This is a genomic window from Streptomyces sp. NPDC006235, assembly GCF_040613735.1.
GTDB lineage: Bacteria > Actinomycetota > Actinomycetes > Streptomycetales > Streptomycetaceae > Streptomyces.
Genome location: NZ_JBEXSR010000028.1, coordinates 70,567 through 88,624 on the forward strand (window position 1 = coordinate 70,567; position 18,058 = coordinate 88,624).

At 72.3% G+C, this 18,058-nt stretch carries 16 protein-coding genes; 6 read left to right on the plus strand and 10 right to left on the minus strand.

Annotated elements, in window-relative coordinates:
- Positions 1-93 precede the first annotated feature (93 nt).
- On the plus strand, positions 94-1,746 hold the full coding sequence (locus tag ABZ192_RS28025) for a protein kinase (RefSeq protein ID WP_356927246.1): 1,653 nt from the start codon (positions 94-96) through the stop codon (positions 1,744-1,746).
- A gap of 67 nt (positions 1,747-1,813) precedes the next feature.
- On the opposite strand, the gene ABZ192_RS28030 is transcribed toward ABZ192_RS28025, so the two are convergent.
- On the minus strand, positions 1,814-2,368 hold the full coding sequence (locus ABZ192_RS28030) for a bacterial proteasome activator family protein (protein ID WP_356927287.1): 555 nt from the start codon (positions 2,366-2,368) through the stop codon (positions 1,814-1,816).
- Between the two features lie 271 nt (positions 2,369-2,639).
- Between ABZ192_RS28030 and ABZ192_RS28035 the strand changes: the two genes are divergently transcribed.
- Positions 2,640-3,110, plus strand: coding sequence for a hypothetical protein (locus ABZ192_RS28035; protein ID WP_356927247.1), 471 nt, complete (start codon positions 2,640-2,642; stop codon positions 3,108-3,110).
- A gap of 11 nt (positions 3,111-3,121) precedes the next feature.
- On the opposite strand, the gene ABZ192_RS28040 is transcribed toward ABZ192_RS28035, so the two are convergent.
- On the minus strand, positions 3,122-4,111 hold the full coding sequence (locus ABZ192_RS28040; RefSeq protein ID WP_356927248.1) for an NAD(P)H-quinone oxidoreductase: 990 nt from the start codon (positions 4,109-4,111) through the stop codon (positions 3,122-3,124).
- A 170-nt stretch (positions 4,112-4,281) separates the two neighbouring features.
- Here ABZ192_RS28040 and ABZ192_RS28045 point away from each other — a divergent pair, with 170 nt between their 5' ends.
- Positions 4,282-5,301: an ATP-binding cassette domain-containing protein gene (locus tag ABZ192_RS28045; RefSeq protein ID WP_356927249.1), complete on the plus strand. Its 1,020-nt coding sequence runs from the start codon at positions 4,282-4,284 to the stop codon at positions 5,299-5,301.
- Entirely contained in the window at positions 5,298-6,146 is an 849-nt protein-coding gene (locus ABZ192_RS28050) for an ABC transporter permease (RefSeq protein ID WP_356927250.1), read from the plus strand. The genes ABZ192_RS28045 and ABZ192_RS28050 overlap by 4 nt, the downstream gene beginning before the upstream one ends.
- Before the next feature lie 71 nt (positions 6,147-6,217).
- Here the strand turns inward: ABZ192_RS28050 and ABZ192_RS28055 are convergent, their stop codons facing one another.
- From ABZ192_RS28055 to pdhA, 6 genes are all read right to left on the minus strand, one after another.
- On the minus strand, positions 6,218-7,324 hold the full coding sequence (locus ABZ192_RS28055; RefSeq protein WP_356927251.1) for a potassium channel family protein: 1,107 nt from the start codon (positions 7,322-7,324) through the stop codon (positions 6,218-6,220).
- Positions 7,321-8,721 (minus strand): molybdopterin molybdotransferase MoeA, encoded by a 1,401-nt coding sequence (locus ABZ192_RS28060; RefSeq protein WP_356927252.1) that lies wholly within the window; start codon positions 8,719-8,721, stop codon positions 7,321-7,323. Before ABZ192_RS28060 ends, ABZ192_RS28055 begins: the two co-directional genes overlap by 4 nt.
- Positions 8,718-9,686, minus strand: coding sequence for an NTP transferase domain-containing protein (locus ABZ192_RS28065; protein ID WP_356927253.1), 969 nt, complete (start codon positions 9,684-9,686; stop codon positions 8,718-8,720). The genes ABZ192_RS28060 and ABZ192_RS28065 overlap by 4 nt, the downstream gene beginning before the upstream one ends.
- A gap of 125 nt (positions 9,687-9,811) precedes the next feature.
- Complete coding sequence (locus ABZ192_RS28070) at positions 9,812-11,227, minus strand: dihydrolipoamide acetyltransferase family protein (protein WP_356927254.1); 1,416 nt, start codon at positions 11,225-11,227, stop codon at positions 9,812-9,814.
- On the minus strand, positions 11,227-12,231 hold the full coding sequence (locus ABZ192_RS28075; RefSeq protein WP_356927255.1) for an alpha-ketoacid dehydrogenase subunit beta: 1,005 nt from the start codon (positions 12,229-12,231) through the stop codon (positions 11,227-11,229). Before ABZ192_RS28075 ends, ABZ192_RS28070 begins: the two co-directional genes overlap by 1 nt.
- Positions 12,228-13,370 carry a pyruvate dehydrogenase (acetyl-transferring) E1 component subunit alpha gene (gene pdhA, locus ABZ192_RS28080; protein WP_356927256.1) on the minus strand — a complete coding sequence of 381 codons (1,143 nt, stop codon included), beginning with the start codon at positions 13,368-13,370 and terminating at the stop codon, positions 12,228-12,230. The genes ABZ192_RS28075 and pdhA overlap by 4 nt, the downstream gene beginning before the upstream one ends.
- A gap of 191 nt (positions 13,371-13,561) precedes the next feature.
- Between pdhA and ABZ192_RS28085 the strand changes: the two genes are divergently transcribed.
- Positions 13,562-14,047 (plus strand): Lrp/AsnC family transcriptional regulator, encoded by a 486-nt coding sequence (locus ABZ192_RS28085; protein ID WP_356927288.1) that lies wholly within the window; start codon positions 13,562-13,564, stop codon positions 14,045-14,047.
- Between the two features lie 2 nt (positions 14,048-14,049).
- Here ABZ192_RS28085 and ABZ192_RS28090 read toward each other — a convergent pair whose 3' ends face one another.
- Together ABZ192_RS28090 and ABZ192_RS28095 are read right to left on the minus strand one after the other, a co-directional pair.
- Positions 14,050-14,640, minus strand: a complete 591-nt coding sequence (locus tag ABZ192_RS28090; RefSeq protein ID WP_356927257.1) for a TetR/AcrR family transcriptional regulator — start codon at positions 14,638-14,640, stop codon at positions 14,050-14,052.
- A complete protein-coding gene (locus ABZ192_RS28095) occupies positions 14,637-16,154 on the minus strand; it encodes a 3-hydroxyacyl-CoA dehydrogenase (RefSeq protein ID WP_356927258.1) in 1,518 nt (505 codons plus the stop codon). Before ABZ192_RS28095 ends, ABZ192_RS28090 begins: the two co-directional genes overlap by 4 nt.
- Before the next feature lie 160 nt (positions 16,155-16,314).
- On the opposite strand from ABZ192_RS28095, the gene paaN reads away from it, so the two are divergent.
- Positions 16,315-18,009, plus strand: a complete 1,695-nt coding sequence (gene paaN, locus ABZ192_RS28100; protein ID WP_356927259.1) for a phenylacetic acid degradation protein PaaN — start codon at positions 16,315-16,317, stop codon at positions 18,007-18,009.
- Positions 18,010-18,058: the final 49 nt, after the last annotated feature.

The following is an 18,058-nucleotide window of genomic DNA, read 5'->3' on the forward strand; positions in this document are numbered from 1 at the left end:
GGGAATGGCGGTTTGGATCAACGCGGATCGCGCGGATCAGCGTCGGACCAGCGACAGTCGGCGGCGCCTCAAGGGCTACGGGGGAAACGGAACATGAGCCAGGACGGCGCACAGGGCCAGTACTCGGGGCAGGCGCTCGCCAGTGGCCGCTATCAGCTGCGTGATCTGCTCGGCCAGGGCGGCATGGCCTCGGTGCACCTCGCGTACGACAGCGTGCTCGACCGGCAGGTCGCGATCAAGACACTTCACACCGATCTCGGTCGGGAACAGGCCTTCCGCGAGCGGTTCCGCCGCGAGGCCCAGTCCGTGGCCAAGCTCACGCACACCAACATCGTCTCGGTCTTCGACACCGGCGAGGACACCCTCGACGGCATGACGACGCCGTACATCGTCATGGAGTACGTCGAGGGCCGCCCGCTCGGCTCGGTGCTCGACGAGGACGTGCGCCGGCAGGGCGCGATGCCCGCCGACAAGGCGCTGAAGATCACCGCGGACGTGCTCGCCGCGCTGGAGATCAGCCACGAGATGGGGCTGGTCCACCGGGACATCAAGCCGGGCAACGTGATGATGACCAAGCGCGGCGTGGTCAAGGTCATGGACTTCGGCATCGCCCGTGCCATGCAGTCCGGTGTGACGTCGATGACGCAGACCGGCATGGTCGTCGGCACCCCGCAGTACCTCTCGCCGGAACAGGCCCTCGGCCGCGGTGTGGACGCCCGCTCCGACCTGTACTCGGTCGGCATCATGCTGTTCCAACTGGTCACCGGACGGCTGCCGTTCGACGCGGACTCGCCGCTGGCCATAGCGTATGCGCACGTCCAGGAGGAGCCGCCGGTTCCGTCCTCGGTCAACCGTTCGCTGCCCCCGGCCGTGGACGCGCTGATCGCCCGCGCGCTGAAGAAGAACCCGAACGAGCGCTTCCCCAGCGCCGAGGCCATGCGCGACGAGTGCCTGCGCGTGGCGTCGTCCTTCCAGGCCGCCCCGCCGAGCATCGTGCCGGGGACGCAGGCCCCGAGCGGCGCGGGCGTCGGCTCGGCCGTGTTCCCGCCGGTCGACCAGGCGACCCCGGCGCCGTCGGGCCAGGTGCAGACGCCGTACCAGCCGACCCCGACCCCGACCCCGACCCCGTACGGCACGCCCGCCCCGGGGGCGCCGTCCCCGGCCTACGGCTACCCGCAGCAGGGCGGCTACCAGACGCCGTCTGCCGCCGCGTACTCGCCGCAGCCGGGTCCGTCGACCCCGCCGCCGTACAACCTCTCGCCGCAGACCGCGCAGGTCTCCGCGGGCGGCGGCAAGAGCAACAAGCCGGTGATCATCGGCTCGATCGTGGTGTCCGTCGTCGCGGTCGGCGGTCTGATGGCGGCCCTGCTGATGAACAACGGCGGCGAGGACGACCAGGGCGGCGGGGGCAACAGCGCGAGTGCGTCGGCGTCGGCCGCGAAGAAGCCGGGCTACCGCGGGCCGGACACCTCGAGGACGATCGACACCGAGGAGTGCACGGAGCCGCAGGAGTCGTACAACGACCCCGACAAGATCCGGATGCCCGACTTCAAGTTCAAGGACATCACCTCGGTCAAGGCCTGCCTCCAGGCGGCCGGCTGGGGCAAGAAGATCAACAACGTCGACGAGAACACCTACGGCGACGGCGCGGTCATGAACCAGTTCCCGCCCGCCGACACCGACGTGGACCCGAAGAACATGCCCGAGATCGTGCTCGGCGTCTCCACGGGCAACCCGCCGGCCTGATCCACCCGCGCGAAGGGCCCGGCAGCCGAGGCTGCCGGGCCCTTCGCATGGCGGGTGCGCGGACGCGCTACAGGTACGGTCCGCCCGTGCGGCCGGCCGAACGGCCGCCCGGAGGCTGCTCGTCGAGGCCGTCATGCCCGACGCCCGGCGGAAGGGCGCGGCGCATCTGCTCCAGCTGGGCGCGGGCCGCCATCTGCTGGGCGAACAGCGTCGTCTGGATCCCGTGGAAGAGACCCTCCAGCCAGCCGACCAGCTGGGCCTGCGCGATGCGCAGTTCCGCGTCGCTCGGGGTCGTCTCGTCCGTGAAGGGCAGCGAAAGCCGCTCCAGCTCCTCGACCAGCTCGGGCGCCAGACCGTCCTCCAGCTCCTTCACCGAGCTGGCGTGGATCTCCTTGAGCCGGACCCGGCTGGCCTCGTCCAGGGGAGCCGCGCGCACTTCCTCCAGAAGCTGCTTGATCATGCTGCCGATCCGCATGACCTTCGCGGGCTGCTCCACCTGTTCCGTGACCGGGGTCTCGCGGGAGTCCTCGTCACCGCCGCCGCCACTGAGCGCCATGCCGTCCTGGCCCACGACCAGGATCTGCGGGTTCTCCGGCGACCTTTCGTTCCTCGGCATCTCCATGCCGCCATTCTCTCGCACGCCTGCACCTCACCTCCGTGGTGCCCCCGCGGGAGGCTGATCCACCGTGTTGGAGGAGACGTGCGAGTGGCGCCCCGGGTTGCTCACCAACGGGTGAATCCGGCTCCCGGTCAGGTGCGGCGGCCGGGCGCGGTTCCGCCTGTCGGCCGAACCCGGAGTGCCGGACGTGGGGGGCGGTGTGAGGCTGATGGCCTCGATCTGACCGAACTTGCCGATCTTGCCCTACCGGGCACGGCGGGAGGGGGTCACCAACGTGACTCCATGGCAACGCGCACTGCGGGCGACGGGACTGGTGGTCGCCTTGGGGGCGGGTGCGGTCGTCTCACCGTACGGGGCATGCGTCTCGTACGGAGCTGTCCAGTCCGTCCGGTCGTACGACGACCCGGGTGGAGGCGCCCTCGCCGCTCCCTCCGCCCCGTCCGCCCCGGGTGAGCCCTCACGGGCCGGGAGCCGGGCCGGTGAGGGGCGGGAGCGGCCGGGGCGGGCGCAGGACGCCGAGGAGGAGCGCGGCGCCGGTGAGGCCACCGCCGTGCCCGAGGAGTCCCGGGAAGCCGTTCCCGAGCCCTCCGCCCCGACGGAGCAGCCCGTACGGGAGGCCGCCGCCGCGCGCGCCGACCGCCCCGTCGGACCGGTCCTGCGCATCCTGCCGCTGGGCAGCGGCCTGGTGCTGATCGGCCTCGGCCTCGGACTCGCCTTCCTCGCCCTGCGGCTGCGGCGGGTCTAGGACCTGCCGCCTCAAGCGCCCTGCGGGGTGATCAGCAGCACCTTGCCGATGTGGCCGCTCTCCTCCACGACCCGGTGGGCGGCGGCCGCCTCCGGCATCGGGAGCTCGCGGTCGACGACCGGGCGCAGGTGGCCGCCGGCGAACAGGGGCCAGACGTGTTCCCGCACGGCCGCGACGATGGCCGCCTTCTCCTCCAGCGGCCGGGCGCGCAGGGACGTCGCGCTGATGGCGGCACGCTTGGCGAGCAGGGCGCCGATGTTCAGCTCGCCCTTGATGCCGCCCTGCATGCCGATGATCGCGAGACGGCCGTTGACGGCGAGGGTCTTGACGTTGCGCTCCAGGTACTTGGCGCCCATGTTGTCGAGGATGACGTCGGCACCGGCGCCGTCCGTGGCCTTGCGGACCTCCTCGACGAAGTCCTGCTCGCGGTAGTTGACCAGGATGTCGGCGCCCAGTTCGGCGCACCGGTCCAGTTTCTCCTTCGTACCGGCCGTGACCGCCACCCTCGCGCCGACCGCCTTGGCCAGCTGGATCGCCATCGTGCCGATGCCGCTGGAGCCGCCGTGCACCAGCAGCGTCTCGCCCGGGCGCAGATGGGCGATCATGAAGACGTTCGACCAGACCGTGCAGGTCACCTCGGGCAGGGCCGCGGCCTGCGTCAGTGCGATGCCCTCGGGCACCGGCAGCAGCTGTCCGGCGGGCACAACCACCTTCTCGGCGTAGCCGCCGCCGGAGAGCAGCGCGCACACCTCGTCGCCCACGTTCCAGCCGGAGACCCCGGGGCCGATCTCGGCGATCCGCCCGGAGCACTCCAGGCCGGGGTAGGGCGACGCGCCGGGCGGCGGGTCGTAGAAGCCCTGCCGTTGCAGGATGTCGGCCCGGTTGACGGCACCGGCCGCCACCTCGACCAGGACCTCGCCCTCGCCGGGCACGGGATCCGGGACCTCGTCCCAGACCAGCGCCTCGGGCCCACCAGGTTCGGGAATCGTGATCGCATGCATGAAGGGGACGGTACTCCTCGGTCGCCGGACCGACTTCCCTCCGCCCCCGGACCGACCCCGCATCCGTCATGGGTCCGGTCCTTTCCGGCATCCGTATGCGGGACCGATGAGTTTGCGCGACGGTGAAGGTCTCCCCATGCGTAGCCCACGTACTCGGAAGGACCCGACACATGAGCACGCAGACGTCCGGCCTGGCGATCGAGACCGCGGGCCTGGTGAAAACCTTCGGCGAGACGAGGGCGGTCGACGGAGTGGACCTGTCCGTGCCCGCGGGCACGGTCTACGGCGTCCTCGGCCCGAACGGCGCGGGCAAGACCACCACTGTGAAGATGCTCGCCACGCTGCTCCGGCCGGACGGCGGCGAGGCCCATGTCTTCGGCCACGACATCGTCCGCGAGGCCGACGAGGTGCGCGGCCGGGTGAGCCTCACCGGCCAGTACGCGTCGGTGGACGAGGATCTCACCGGCACCGAGAACCTGGTCCTGCTGGGCCGGCTGCTCGGCCACCACAAGAAGGCCGCCAGGGACCGCGCCGCCCAGCTCCTGGAGGCCTTCGGGCTCACCGAGGCGGCCGGGAAGCAGGTCAAGCAGTACTCGGGCGGCATGCGGCGCCGCATCGACATCGCGGCGTCCATCCTCAACACCCCCGACCTGCTGTTCCTCGACGAGCCGACGACCGGCCTCGACCCGCGCAGCCGCAACCAGGTGTGGGACATCGTGCGGGCCGTCGTCGCCCAGGGCACCACCGTGCTGCTGACCACGCAGTACCTGGACGAGGCCGACCAGCTGGCGTCCCGGATCGCCGTCATCGACCGCGGCCGGGTGATCGCCGAGGGCACCAAGGGCGAGCTGAAGTCGTCCGTCGGCGCCGGGTCCGTCCATCTGAGGCTGAGGGATCCGGACCGGCGGGACCTGGCGGCGGACCTGCTGCGCCGGACCCTCGACGCGCAGGTGCAGCTGGAACACGACCCGGTGGCCCTGACCGCCCGCCTCGGTGCGGCGGCGAACGCCGACAACGCCGCCCAGCAGGCGTCCCGCGCGCTGAGCGAGCTGGCCCACGCCGGGATCACCGTCGACAACTTCTCACTGGGCCAGCCCAGCCTGGACGAGGTGTTCCTCGCCCTCACCGGGCATGACACGCACGACTCCTCCGACCACTCCGACGACCCGAAGGACGAGGTGGCGGCATGAGCACCGCGACGACCACCGAGAGCAAGGAACTCGCCCCGGTCAGCGCCGAATCCCTCGCCGCGCTGCTCGTCTCCAAGGAGCGTCCGCCCCGGCCCAGCGCCTGGTCGACCTCGATGACCTTCGGCTGGCGGGCGATCCTCAAGATCAAGCACGTGCCGGAGCAGCTCTTCGACGTCACGGCGTTCCCGATCATGATGGTGCTGATGTACACGTACCTGTTCGGCGGGGCGCTGGCGGGCTCGCCGAAGGAGTACATCCAGTTCCTGCTGCCGGGCATCCTCGTGATGTCGGTCGTGATGATCACGATGTACACGGGCGTCTCGGTCAACACCGACATCGAGAAGGGCGTCTTCGACCGGTTCCGCAGCCTGCCGATCTGGCGGCCCTCGACGATGGTCGGCTATCTGCTCGGCGACGCCCTGCGGTACACGATCGCGTCCGTCGTGATGCTCACCGTCGGCATCATCCTCGGCTACCGGCCGGACGGCGGGATCGGCGGTGTGCTCGCCGGGATCGCCCTGCTGGTGCTCTTCTCGTTCGCCTTCTCGTGGATCTGGACCATGTTCGGGCTGATGCTGCGGTCCGAGAAGTCGGTGATGGGCGTCAGCATGATGGTGATCTTCCCCCTCACCTTCCTGTCCAACGTCTTCGTCGACCCGAAGACCATGCCGGGTTGGCTCCAGGCCTTCGTCAACAACAGCCCCATCACGCATCTGGCGTCGGCGGTGCGCGGACTGATGGGCGGCGACTGGCCGACCGCCGAGGTCGCCTGGTCACTGGGCTGGGCCGGACTGTTCGTGCTGGTCTTCGGACCGATCACGATGCGGCTGTACAACCGGAAGTAGGCCCGAGAAGGGATGTGGCCGGCCGTCGCGCACGAAGTGAGTGCGCGGCGGCCGGCCTCTCGTCCTGCCGGTCAGCTGCGGGGCATCGGCGGCAACGGGCGGACGTCGGGCGCGATCTGTGAGCCGGGCGTCGCCCGCACGATCGTGATGAGCCGGTCCGTCAGCTCCAGCGTCCCGACGGCCGGATCGTCGTAGCCGAGCACCCGGTGACCGCGTATGACGCTCACCACGAGGTCGGTGATCTCCCGCGGGGTCTTGCCCACCTCGGCCTTGACCACCGGCCGTTCGACGATGTCGAGCCCGCTGCCCTGCTGGATGAGGTCCTCCATCACCATGCCCGCGGAAGGGCTGAGCACCGACAGGCCGAGCAGACGGCCGGCGGCGCTGGCACTGGTGATGACCGCGTCGGCACCCGACTGCTTCAGCAACGGCGCGTTCTCCTCCTCCCGCACGGCGGCCACGATGTTCGCCCCGCGGTTGAGCTGCCGGGCCGTCAGCGCCACCAGGACCGCCGTGTCGTCGCGCTGGGTGGCGATGATGATCTGACGCGCCTTGTGCACCTCGGCCCGCTTGAGCACCTCACTGCGCGTCGCGTCCCCGATGATGCCCACGTAGCCCTCGGCGGTCGCGGCGTCGATCGCCTTGGAGCTGGGGTCGACCACGACGACCTGTTCCTTCTTCAGGCCCGTCGCACAGACGGTCCGGATCGCCGACCTGCCCTTCGTGCCAAAGCCGATGACGACGGTGTGATCGCGCAACGTGGACCTCCAGCGGTTCAGTCGCCACTCCTCCCGGGTGCGTTCGGTGAGGGCTTCGAGGGTGGTGCCGACCAGGATGATCAGGAACAGCACGCGCAGGGGCGTGATGACGAGGATGTTCGTGAGCCGGGCTGTGTCACTGGCCGGGGTGATGTCGCCGTAGCCGGTGGTGGAGAGGGTGACGGTCGCGTAGTAGAACGCGTCGAGGAGGGTGAGGCCGCCACCCCCGTTGTCGTTGTAACCGTCGCGGTCGAGGAAGACGATCAGCGCGGTCGCGACGAGGACCACCAGTGCCATGGAGAGCCGCTTGGCGACCTGGCGGATCGGGTGCTCCACCACTTTCCGCGGGAGCTTCACCCGATGGGTCACCAGATGCTCGTCCGCCTGGCGGGCGATCGCGTCCTGGCCCGGAAGTTTCACGTGAAACACACCCCGATTCCTCCGGACGCCCAGGGCAGGTCGAGCAGTTCCGCCTCCTGCCCCGCGCAGGCACCGCCCGGGGGCACGACGGCCAGGGCGTCGGCCGCCGCGATGCCGCGCAGCATGGCCGGTCCGTTGTAGTGCAGCGGCACGGCCTGGTCACCCCGCAGGACGACGGGGACGAGCCGGGTGTCGTACGGGTGCCCGTGCACGGCGTCCCTGAGCGGCAGCGTGTACGGCTCGGGGGCCGGGCGGGCGGCGAGGGTCCGCAGCAACGGCTCGGCGAGCGTCAGCAGCCCGGAGACGGCGGCGAGCGGGTTGCCCGGCAGGCCGACGAGGTGCTGGGTCTCCGTGATGCGGGCCAGCAGCATGGGGTGGCCGGGGCGCACCTTGACGCCGTCCACGAGGAGTTCGGCATCCATGCGGCGCAGCGTGGGGTGGACGTGGTCGACGGGGCCCGCGGCGGTGCCGCCGGTGGTGACGACGACATCGGCGTCGGACGTGGTGATCGCCCGGTGCAGGGCGTCGGCGTCGTCGCCGATCCGTCGTACGGCGGCTACCTCGGCGCCGAGCGCCCGCAGCCAGGGCGGCAGCATCGGGCCGAGCACGTCCCGGATCAGACCGTCGTGCGGCCGCCCCTCGGTGAGCAACTCGTCGCCGAGGACGAGGACTTCCGCACGAGGCCGTGGGACGGCGCTGACGGTGTCGTACCCGGCCGCCGCGGCGAGCCCGAGTACGGCCGGGGTCACCAGGGCGCCGACGGGGAGCAACTGGTCGCCGCTGCGGCACTCCTGGCCGCGTGGGCGGATGTCCTGGCCGGGGACGACGTCCCGAGTGGCGTACAGGCGGCCCTTGTCGTCGGTGCGGCCGTGCTCGCTGCGCAGAACGGCGGTGGTGTCCGGGGGGATTCGGGCGCCGGTGGCGATCCGGACGGCCTCGCCGTCGGTCAGGGGCCCGGGCGCGGCGTGCCCGGCCAGAACGCCGTCGTCCCGGACGTCCCAGGGGGCGGGCCCGGCGACCGCCCAGCCGTCCATCGCCGAGGTGTCGAAGGAGGGGAGATCGGTGAGGGCGTCGAGGGGGGCGGCCAGGGTGAGGCCGAGGGCGGCTTCGAGCGGCACGGAGACAGGCGGGCGGCGGGTGGGCCGGGCGATGCCCCGGGCGGCGCGTTCGGCGGTGGCCCGGGCCTCCGGCCAGGGGGTGGCGCGGTGGCGGGTGTCCGGCCGGGGAGAGGTCTCCGACCGGGGAGAGGTCTCCGGCGGGCCGGAGGCGCGGCGGCTGTCCGCCTCGCCTCGCCCGGCGGGGCCGGGCAGGTCATTGCTGTTGTTCACGAGGGCGAGTACCTCCTCGACGTCGAGGTCCTCGGCGTCCTCACCGGCGCGTGTGCCGTGCGGGGTCATCCGGCGTCCGGGCGGGTGTCGGGCGTCGCGTCCGGGGCGACGTCGGGCTGGGAGCCGGACGGCTGGGCCTCCGTGGTGCTCTCCTCCTTCCAGCGGACGGCGAGGGCCGCGGCCTTGCGGGCGGCCTCGGCGACCGCCTCGGGGCCGCCACCCGCCCGTGCGGCCGCGTAGCCGACGAGGAAGGTGGTCAGCGGCGCCGCCGGCCGGTCCACACCGTGGGCGGCGTCGCGGGCGAGGTCGAGCAGGCCGCGGGTGTCGACGTCGAGGTCGATCCCGAGTTCGTCCTTGACTGCGGAAATCCATTCATCCAACACGTGCCCATGCTCCCTGATACGTGCCCTGGCGGTGGCGATGTCGTCCCAGGTGTCGCAGTCGAAGGACGCGACGGGGTCGGAGACGCGAGTGACGTCCAGCTCGGCGATCAGCCGCCGCAGCGGGAGGCCGGTGAGACCGTCGTGCCGGTCGGAGAGGAGCGCGAGCCCCTCGCGCAGCCGAGAGGCGTCGTAGGCGGCCACGAGTGGCTGGTCACGGCCCTCGGGGTCGGTCAGCAGCACGCCGGCGGCGGCGCTCGTCCGGAGCGTGCTCACAAGCCGGTCGACCGTGTGCCCCCGCAGGAAGGGCAGATCGGCGGAGAGCACCACGACGTGCTCCGCCGCGGTGTGCCGGAGCCCGGCGTCGAGCGCGGCGAGCGGGCCGCCGCCGGGCGGGTCCTCCTGGGCCCAGGTCACGGGCCGGGCCGTCGGACGGGGCGCGGCGACGACGACGGTGGCGCGGGCGCCCGCGCACGCGGCGAGCACCCGGTCGAGCAGGGCCCGGCCGCCCACGCGCACACCGGGTTTGTCCGCGCCGCCGAGGCGCCGGGCGGCACCGCCGGCGAGCACGACGGCGTCGTACGCGGCGGGGTCCGGCCCGCGCGCGGGGCCGGTGCCGGCGCCGGATTCACCGGCGGGCTGGTAGACGGTCACCCTCTGAGTATGCGTGCCCCCGCGATCACAAGGAACGCGGGGGAACCGACGCGATCAGGGGCACCAGCGCGCGGGCGGAACAGGAATCACAACGTCCGTCCTTCCGGGCCGGACCGGACCGGAGATCACAGGGTCCGCAGCAGCACCGCCGGCTGTTCCACGCAGTCCGCCACGTAGCGCAGGAAGCCGCCCGCCGTGCCGCCGTCGCACACCCGGTGGTCGAAGGTGAGCGAGAGCTGGACGACCTGCCGCACCGCCAGCTCGCCCTCGTGCACCCACGGCTTGGGGACGATGCGGCCGACACCGAGCATGGCCGCCTCGGGGTGGTTGATGATCGGTGTGGAGCCGTCGACGCCGAAGACGCCGTAGTTGTTCAACGTGAAGGTCCCGCCGGTGAGTTCCGCGGGCGTCAGTGTCCCGGTCCGGCCCGCCTCGGTCAGCCGGGCGAACTCCGCGGTCAGCGACTCGGCGTCGCGCGCGTGCGCGTCCCGGACGACCGGGACGACGAGGCCCCGTTCGGTCTGCGCGGCGAAGCCCAGGTGCACGTGCTCAAACCGGACGACCTCCCTGGCCTCCGCGTCCACCGTGGAGTTGAGCTCGGGGAAGCGGGCGAGGGCCGCCGTGCAGATCCGGGCCAGCAGGGCGAGGAGGGAGATCTTGGGACCGCCGGCCGCGTTCATGGCCGTGCGCGCCCGCATGAGCTCCGTGGCGTCGGCGTCCACCCAGCAGGTGGCGTCCGGGATCTCGCGGCGGCTGCGCGCCAGCTTGTCGGCAACGGCGCCCCGGATGCCCTTGAGCGGCGTGCGGATCTCGCCGTGGGCCGCTGCCGCGGTGGGCTGCGGTGCGGGGGCCGTGCCCGTTGTCTGCGGCACGGCGGCTTGCGGCTCCGCCGTCTGCGCCGCCGCGCCCGCTCGGGCAGCGGCGCGCAGGGCGTACTCGACATCCGCCCGCAGGATCAGCCCGTCGGGGCCGGACCCGGTCAGCTCCCGCAGGTCGAGGCCGTTCTGCCGGGCCAGTCGGCGGACCAGGGGGGAGATCACGGGGACGGGGCCGTCCTCGGTCCCGGGGACACCTGCCTGCCCGTTCGCCGCCGCCGGGCCGGTGCCCTGCCCGGTCGTCCGCGCCCGGGATCCCGCCGCGGACGCACCGGAGACCGGCCTCTGCTGCCGCACCCTGCGGCGCCGCGCGGGCGCCTCGGACGTGCCGTACCCGACCAGGACGTTCCCGGAGCCCTCGGCGTCGGCGGACTTTGCGTCCCCGGCGTCCCCGGCGTCCCCAGCACCGGACGCCGGCCGCTCCCCCACCGCCACCGTGATCAGCGGCGCCCCGACGGGCAGTTCCGTGCCCTCCTCGCCGAAGCGGGCCGTGACCACACCGCCGTAGGGGCAGGGCACCTCGACCATCGCCTTGGCCGTCTCGACCTCGACGACCGGCTGGTCGATCGCGACGACGTCGCCGACCTCGACCAGCCAGCGCACGATCTCCGCCTCGGTGAGCCCCTCACCCAGGTCGGGCAGCTTGAACTCCAGCACCTGTGCCATCAGCTCTCGGCCTCCCATTGCAGACGCCCCACGGCATCCAGGATCCGGTCCACACCGGGCAGGTGGTGACGCTCCAGCATCGGCGGCGGATACGGGACGTCGAACCCGGCCACACGCAGCACCGGCGCCTCCAGGTGGTGGAAGCAGCGCTCCGTGACCCGCGCCGCGATCTCCCCGCCCGGGCCGCCGAAGGAGCCCGACTCGTGGACGACGACCGCGCGTCCCGTCCGCCGCACCGAGGCGCACACCGTCTCGTCGTCGAACGGCACCAGGGAGCGCAGGTCGACGACTTCGAGGTCCCAGCCCTCGGCCCGGGCCGCCTCGGCCGCCTCCATGCAGACGGGGACGGACGGCCCGTACGTGATGAGCGTGGCGCTCCGGCCCGAGCGCCGCACCACCGCGCGGCCGATCGGTTCAACGGGCGCCGGCTCCTCGGGGTTCCAGGAGTCCTTCGACCAGTACAGCCGCTTGGGCTCCAGGAAGACGACCGGGTCGTCCGAGGCGATGGCCGCGCGCAGCAGACCGTAGGCGTCGGCGACGGTGGCCGGCGTGACGACATGGAGCCCCGGAGTCGCCATGTAGTACGCCTCGGAGGAGTCGCTGTGGTGCTCGACTCCGCCGATGCCGCCGCCGTAGGGGACGCGGATGGTGATCGGGAGGGGCATCTTGCCGCGGGTGCGGTTGCGCATGCGGGACACGTGCGAGATGAGCTGTTCGAACGCCGGGTAGGCGAACGCGTCGAACTGCATCTCCACGACCGGGCGCAGGCCGTACATCGCCATGCCGACGGCCGTGCCGAGGATGCCCGCCTCGGCCAGCGGGGTGTCCGTGCAGCGGTCCTCGCCGAACTCCTTGGCGAGTCCGTCGGTGACGCGGAAGACGCCGCCGAGGGTGCCGACGTCCTCGCCCATCACATGCACGGCGGGGTCGGCGGCCATGGCGTCGCGCAGCGCGCGCGTGAGGGCCTGCGCCATGGTGGCCGGCTTGACGGCGACGGTGGTCATCGGTGCGTCTCCTCCGACTCGCTCCCGGCCTCCAGCTCGGCCCGCAACTGGTCCTGCTGCTCGCACAGTTGGGGGGTGGGCTCGGCGTAGACATGGGCGAACAGGTCCATGGGGTCGAGCGCCGGGTCCTGGTTCATGTGCGCGCGCAAGGAGGCGGCCATCGCCTCGGCGGCGTCCCGTGCGGCCTGCATTCCGGCCTCGTCGAGCAGGCCGCGGGCGGTCAGCTCCCGCTCCAGCAGCTGGATCGGGTCGTGCTCGCGCCAGGTCTCGACCTCGGCGTCGCCGCGGTAGCGGGTCGCGTCGTCGGCGTTGGTGTGGGCGTCGACCCGGTAGGTGATCGCCTCGACGAGGGTGGGGCCGCCGCCCGCGCGCGCGTGGCGTACGGCGTCGGAGAGCACCTCGTGGACGGCCGCGGCGTCGTTGCCGTCGACCAGGCGGCCGGGCATGCCGTAGCCGACGGCCTTGTGGGCCAGCGACGGGGCCGCGGTCTGCTTGGCGAGCGGGACGGAGATCGCGAAGCCGTTGTTCTGCACCAGGAAGACGACCGGGGCCTGCCAGACGGCGGCGAAGTTCAGCGCCTCGTGGAAGTCGCCCTCGCTGGTGCCGCCGTCACCGACCATGGCCAGCGCGACGACGTCGTCGCCCTTGAGACGGGCGGCGTGCGCGAGGCCCACGGCGTGCGGCAGCTGGGTGGCGAGCGGGGTGGACAGGGGGGCGACCCGGTGCTCGTAGGGGTCGTAGCCGGTGTGCCAGTCGCCGCGCAGCAGCGTGAGCGCCTCGACGGGGTCCACGCCGCGGGCCACGACGGCGAGCGTGTCGCGGTAGCTGGGGAAGAGCCAGTCCCGCTCCTCCAGCACGAGCGCGGCGGCGATCTCGCAGGCCTCCTGGCCGGTGGTGGAGGGGTAGACGGCGAGGCGGCCCTGCTTGGTGAGCGCGGTGGCCTGGGCGTTGTAGCGGCGACCGCGGACCAGCTGCGCGTACAGCGTGCGCAGCAGCTCGGGGTCGGCCTTCGCGGCCGCGTCGGTGCCGAGGACGCGGTACGGCTCGGCGTCGGGCAGCAGCGGCGCGGGGTCCGTGCGGGGCTGCCAGGCGGGCGGCGGGGTCGGCCGGTACGCGCCCCGCTGCTCCATGACCGTCATGACGGCACCTCCTCGTGGGAGCGGCTTCGTGCAGGCGCGTCGGCTGTGATGCGCCTCACCTACCGATTGTTCGGTCGTCGGCACAATTTGGCTACGGGTGGCCTCAGGCTGTGGACAAACGGTTCTCCACAGCCTGAGATGGACGCAGGACGTCCATGCTAGGGAGGCGGGCGCAGGTGGCATCTGAACAAATGGCCGAAAGCCAGGACGACAGCAGCCTGCCGCCACCGCCGCGCCCGCTCGACGCCATCGACCAGGACATCCTGCGCATGCTCCAGGCGGACGGCCGCGCCTCGATACGGTCGGTCGCCGAGCGGGTCCACGTCTCGCGCGCCAACGCCTACGCGCGCATCAACCGGCTCGTCGAGGACGGCGTCATCCGCGGCTTCGGCGCCCGGGTCAACCATGAACGGGCGGGTCAGGGGACCTCCGCCTACATCACCCTGAAGATCGTGCAGAACTCCTGGCGCACGGTGCGCGAGGAGCTCAGACAACTGCCCGGCGCCTCGCACATCGCCCTGGTGGGCGGTGATTTCGACGTGCTGCTGCTGGTGCACGTGTCCGACAACCGGGCGCTGCGCGAGCTGGTGCTGACAAGGCTCCAGGCGATCCCGCAGGTGCTCAGCACGCGCACGCTGCTGGTGTTCGAGGAGGAGGACCTGGAGCCGCAGGGCTGAGTTCAGGCGCTCTTGCGGAGCCCGCCGAACGCCAGATGCACCACCGCGTCGGCCACCTCGCGCTCGTTCATGCCCCGCCCGCCCGGCTTGTACCACTCGACGATCGAGTTGATCATGCCGAAGACCAGCCGGGTCACCAGACGGACCTCTATGTCATCGCGTACGTCCCCGTCCGCGGCTGCGGCCTTGAGCAGGTCGGCCACCCGGTGGTCGAAGTCGCGGCGGCGGTCCAGGGCCCACCGCTCGGTGTCCGTGTTGCCGCGCACGCGCAGCAGGAGGGTCACATAGGGCAGTTCGGCTATGAGCACCTCGACCATGCGCCGCACCACGTACTCCAGGCGCTCGGCGGCGCGCCCCACGCGCGCGTGCTCCTCGTCGAGGATCCCGAAGAGGCCGTCCAGGGCGCGGCTCACGGCGCGGCGCAGCAGCTCCTCCTTGCCGGCGACGTGGTGGTAGATCGACGACTTGGAGATGCCGGCCGCCTTGGAGAGGTGCTCCATGGAGGTGCCGTCGTAGCCGCGCTCGTTGAACACCCGGACGGCGACGGACAGCAGGGTGTCCGGCGTGTAGGTGTCGCGTTTGGCGGTGGTCATGAGGCGGTGCCCTCCCGCTTGTCGGAGGCGTGGGCGTGGCGGTACAGCGCGAGGGACGGCGCGTAGCGCCCCGAGGGGTCGCGCAGGTGCAGGTCGTCCAGGAGGGCGTAGGCCCAGGAGCGGCCGAGCCGGCGGCTCCACTCGAAGGGGCCCAGGGGGTAGTTGACGCCGAGGCGCATCGCCGTGTCGACGTCCTCCTCGGTGGCCACGCCCTTGGCGACGGCGTCGTGCGCCAGGTCGATGATCCGCGCGACCGTGCGGGCGACGATCATGCCGGGGACGTCACCGATGACGGTGACCTTCTTGCCGAGCGCCTGGAACAGGCCGACGGCCTCGGCGAGGGTCTGCGGCGCGGTGTCCTGGGAGGCGGACAGGGCGATCCGGGTGGCCTTGCGGTAGTCCAGGGCGAGGTCGAAGTAGACGACGTCCCGGAACTCCACGGAGGTCTGCCCGTCGGCGAGGGCGAGCTGGCCGCCGCTCGGCAGCACCAGGCGGGTGCCGTTGTCGTCCTCCTCGTCGCGGACCGGGATGCCCGCCTCACGGATCAGCGCGAGCAGGTCACCGGCCGGGCCCAGGTCGCCCTCGGCGACGACGTACGCGGGCGGCTGCCGCTGCTCCGCCGTGTCGGGCTCCGGGCGCTCGGCGCCGTCCCGGTGGTCGTACCAGCCGTGGCCGGTCTTGCGGCCCAGCCGGCCGGACTCGACCAGGCGCCGCTGGGCGAGGGACGGCGTGAAGCGCACGTCCTGGAAGAAGGACTCCCAGACCGACCGCGTGACGGCCTCGTTGACGTCCTGGCCGATCAGGTCGGTGAGCTCGAACGCGCCCATCTTGAAGCCGCCCGACTCGCGCAGCACGGCGTCGATGGTGGCCGGGTCGGCGCCCTGCGCCTCGTACACGGCGAAGGCCTCGGCGTAGAAGGGCCGGGCGATGCGGTTGACGATGAAGCCGGGGGTGTCCGCGCAGGCGACCGGCGTCTTGCCCCAGGCGCGGGCGGTCTCGTACGCGCGCGTGGCGTACGTGACGTCGGTGGCGAACCCGGAGACGACCTCGACCAGCGGCAGCAGCGGCGCCGGGTTGAAGAAGTGCAGGCCGACGCAGCGGCCGGGGACACGCAGGGCGCCGGCGACGGCGGTGACGGACAGGGACGAGGTGTTGGTGGCGAGCAGGCAGTCGTCGTCGACGATGTCCTCCAGCTCGCGGAACAGCTCCTGTTTGACGTCGAGGCGCTCCAGGACCGCCTCGACGACGAGGGCGCAGTCCGCCAGCTCGGAGAGGCTCTCGGCGGGCAGCAGCCGGGCGCGGGCGGCGTCCCGGTCGGCGCCGGTGAGCCGGTCCTTCTCCACGAGCCGGTCGAGGCGGGCCCCGATCGCGTCGGCCGCCTCGCCCGCCCGCCCGGGAAGGGCGTCGTACAGCCGTACGGGATGGCCCGCGACCAGCGCGACCTGGGCGATTCCCTGGCCCATGGTGCCGGTGCCGACGACGGCCACGGGGCTGCTGAGGTCGAGTGCTGTCATGTGCGCGATCCTCCCGCACGGGGTTTTCCACAGATGCGGCGGACCCCCTTGAACCGACCGATCGTTCGGTTACTCTAGCTCTGTCCGAGTGTTCCTGCCCAGGTTTCTGCCCAGGTCATGAACTCGACGAGGAGTTCTTGAGACGAGGAGTTGGTCACCCATGACCGCCGCACTCTCGGCGCACGAGCTGATCGCCCGGCACCGGTCCACCCTCGACCAGGCGCTGGAAGCGATCCGCACGCGCGCGTACTGGTCCCCCCACCCCGAGCACCCCAAGGCCTACGGGGAGAACGGCAGCCTGGACGCGGCCGCGGGCAAGGCCGCCTTCGACGCCCTGCTCGGCACCCGCCTCGACCTCGGCCAGCCGGGCACGGACGACTGGGTGGGCGGTGAGACCTCCCCGTACGGCATCGACCTGGGCGTGACGTACCCGCACGCGGACCTCGACGTGCTGCTGCCCGCCATGAAGGCCGGGCAGCGGGCCTGGCGGGACGCGGGCGCGGAGCAGCGCGCGGTGGTCTGCCTAGAGATCCTCAAGCGGATCAACGACCGGACGCACGAGTTCGCGCACGCGGTCATGCACACCTCGGGCCAGGCGTTCATGATGGCGTTCCAGGCGGGCGGGCCGCACGCGCAGGACCGCGGCCTGGAGGCGGTGGCGTACGCGTACGTGGAACAGGTGCGCACGCCCGACAACGCCGAGTGGACCAAGCCGCAGGGCAAGCGCGACCCGCTGGCCATGACCAAGCAGTTCACGCCGGTCCCGCGCGGCATCGGCCTGGTGATCGGCTGCAACACCTTCCCGACGTGGAACGGCTACCCGGGCCTGTTCGCCTCCCTCGCCACCGGCAACGCGGTCCTGGTCAAGCCCCACCCGCGCGCGGTGCTGCCGCTCGCGCTCACGGTGCAGGTCGCGCGCGAGGTGCTCGCCGAGGCCGGTTTCGACCCGAACCTGGTCGCGCTGGCCGCCGAGCGCCCCGGCGAGGGCATCGCCAAGACGCTCGCGCTGCGCCCCGAGATCCGGATCATCGACTACACGGGCTCGACGACGTTCGGCGACTGGCTGGAAGCCAACGCCCGCCAGGCCCAGGTCTACACGGAGAAGGCCGGCGTCAACACGGTCGTCGTCCACTCCACGTCCGACTACAAGGGCATGCTCTCCAACCTGGCGTTCTCGCTGTCCCTCTACAGCGGCCAGATGTGCACGACCCCGCAGAACCTGCTCGTCCCACGCGAGGGCATCTCCACGGACCAGGGGCCCAAGTCGTACGACGAGGTGGTCGCGGATCTCGCCAGGGCGGTCGACGGACTGCTGGGCGACGACGCCCGGGCGAACGCGCTGCTGGGCGCGATCGTCAACCCGGACGTGAAGGCCCGGCTGGAGGCCGCGGCGGGGCTGGGCGAAGTCGCGCTGGCCTCCCGGGAAATCGCCAACCCGGACTTCCCCGGCGCGGTCGTCCGTACGCCGGTGATCGTGAAGCTGGACGGGGCCAAGCCGGACGCGGAGGCCGCGTACATGAGCGAGTGCTTCGGGCCGGTCTCCTTCGCCGTGGCGGTCGACTCGGCGGCGGACGCGGCGGAGCTGCTGCGGCGGACCGTCCGGGAGAAGGGCGCGATGACCGTCGGGGCGTACACGACCGACCCGGAGGTCGAGGAGGCCGTGCGGGAGGTGTGCCTGGAGGAGGCGGCGCAGTTGTCGCTGAATCTCACGGGTGGGGTGTATGTGAATCAGACGGCCGCGTTCTCCGACTTCCACGGGTCGGGCGGGAACCCGGCGGCGAGTGCGGCGCTGTGTGACGGGGCGTTCGTGGCCAACCGGTTCCGGGTGGTCGAGGTGCGGCGGGAAGCAGCCTAGGAGCTCGGGGGTGCGGTGATCGCGCGGCTGCCGGCGCGTCGTGGTTTGT

Excerpts from the sequence above, each read along its gene's own strand:
- ABZ192_RS28025 (WP_356927246.1), top strand. The coding sequence starts at position 94 with ATGAGCCAGGACGGCGCACAGGGCCAGTACTCGGGGCAGGCGCTCGCC.
- ABZ192_RS28030 (WP_356927287.1), bottom strand. The coding sequence starts at position 2,368 with ATGGAGATGCCGAGGAACGAAAGGTCGCCGGAGAACCCGCAGATCCTG.
- ABZ192_RS28040 (WP_356927248.1), bottom strand. The coding sequence starts at position 4,111 with ATGCATGCGATCACGATTCCCGAACCTGGTGGGCCCGAGGCGCTGGTC.
- ABZ192_RS28045 (WP_356927249.1), top strand. The coding sequence starts at position 4,282 with ATGAGCACGCAGACGTCCGGCCTGGCGATCGAGACCGCGGGCCTGGTG.
- ABZ192_RS28050 (WP_356927250.1), top strand. The coding sequence starts at position 5,298 with ATGAGCACCGCGACGACCACCGAGAGCAAGGAACTCGCCCCGGTCAGC.
- ABZ192_RS28060 (WP_356927252.1), bottom strand. The coding sequence starts at position 8,721 with ATGACCCCGCACGGCACACGCGCCGGTGAGGACGCCGAGGACCTCGAC.
- ABZ192_RS28070 (WP_356927254.1), bottom strand. The coding sequence starts at position 11,227 with ATGGCACAGGTGCTGGAGTTCAAGCTGCCCGACCTGGGTGAGGGGCTC.
- ABZ192_RS28075 (WP_356927255.1), bottom strand. The coding sequence starts at position 12,231 with ATGACCACCGTCGCCGTCAAGCCGGCCACCATGGCGCAGGCCCTCACG.
- pdhA (WP_356927256.1), bottom strand. The coding sequence starts at position 13,370 with ATGACGGTCATGGAGCAGCGGGGCGCGTACCGGCCGACCCCGCCGCCC.
- ABZ192_RS28085 (WP_356927288.1), top strand. The coding sequence starts at position 13,562 with ATGGCCGAAAGCCAGGACGACAGCAGCCTGCCGCCACCGCCGCGCCCG.
- ABZ192_RS28090 (WP_356927257.1), bottom strand. The coding sequence starts at position 14,640 with ATGACCACCGCCAAACGCGACACCTACACGCCGGACACCCTGCTGTCC.
- ABZ192_RS28095 (WP_356927258.1), bottom strand. The coding sequence starts at position 16,154 with ATGACAGCACTCGACCTCAGCAGCCCCGTGGCCGTCGTCGGCACCGGC.
- paaN (WP_356927259.1), top strand. The coding sequence starts at position 16,315 with ATGACCGCCGCACTCTCGGCGCACGAGCTGATCGCCCGGCACCGGTCC.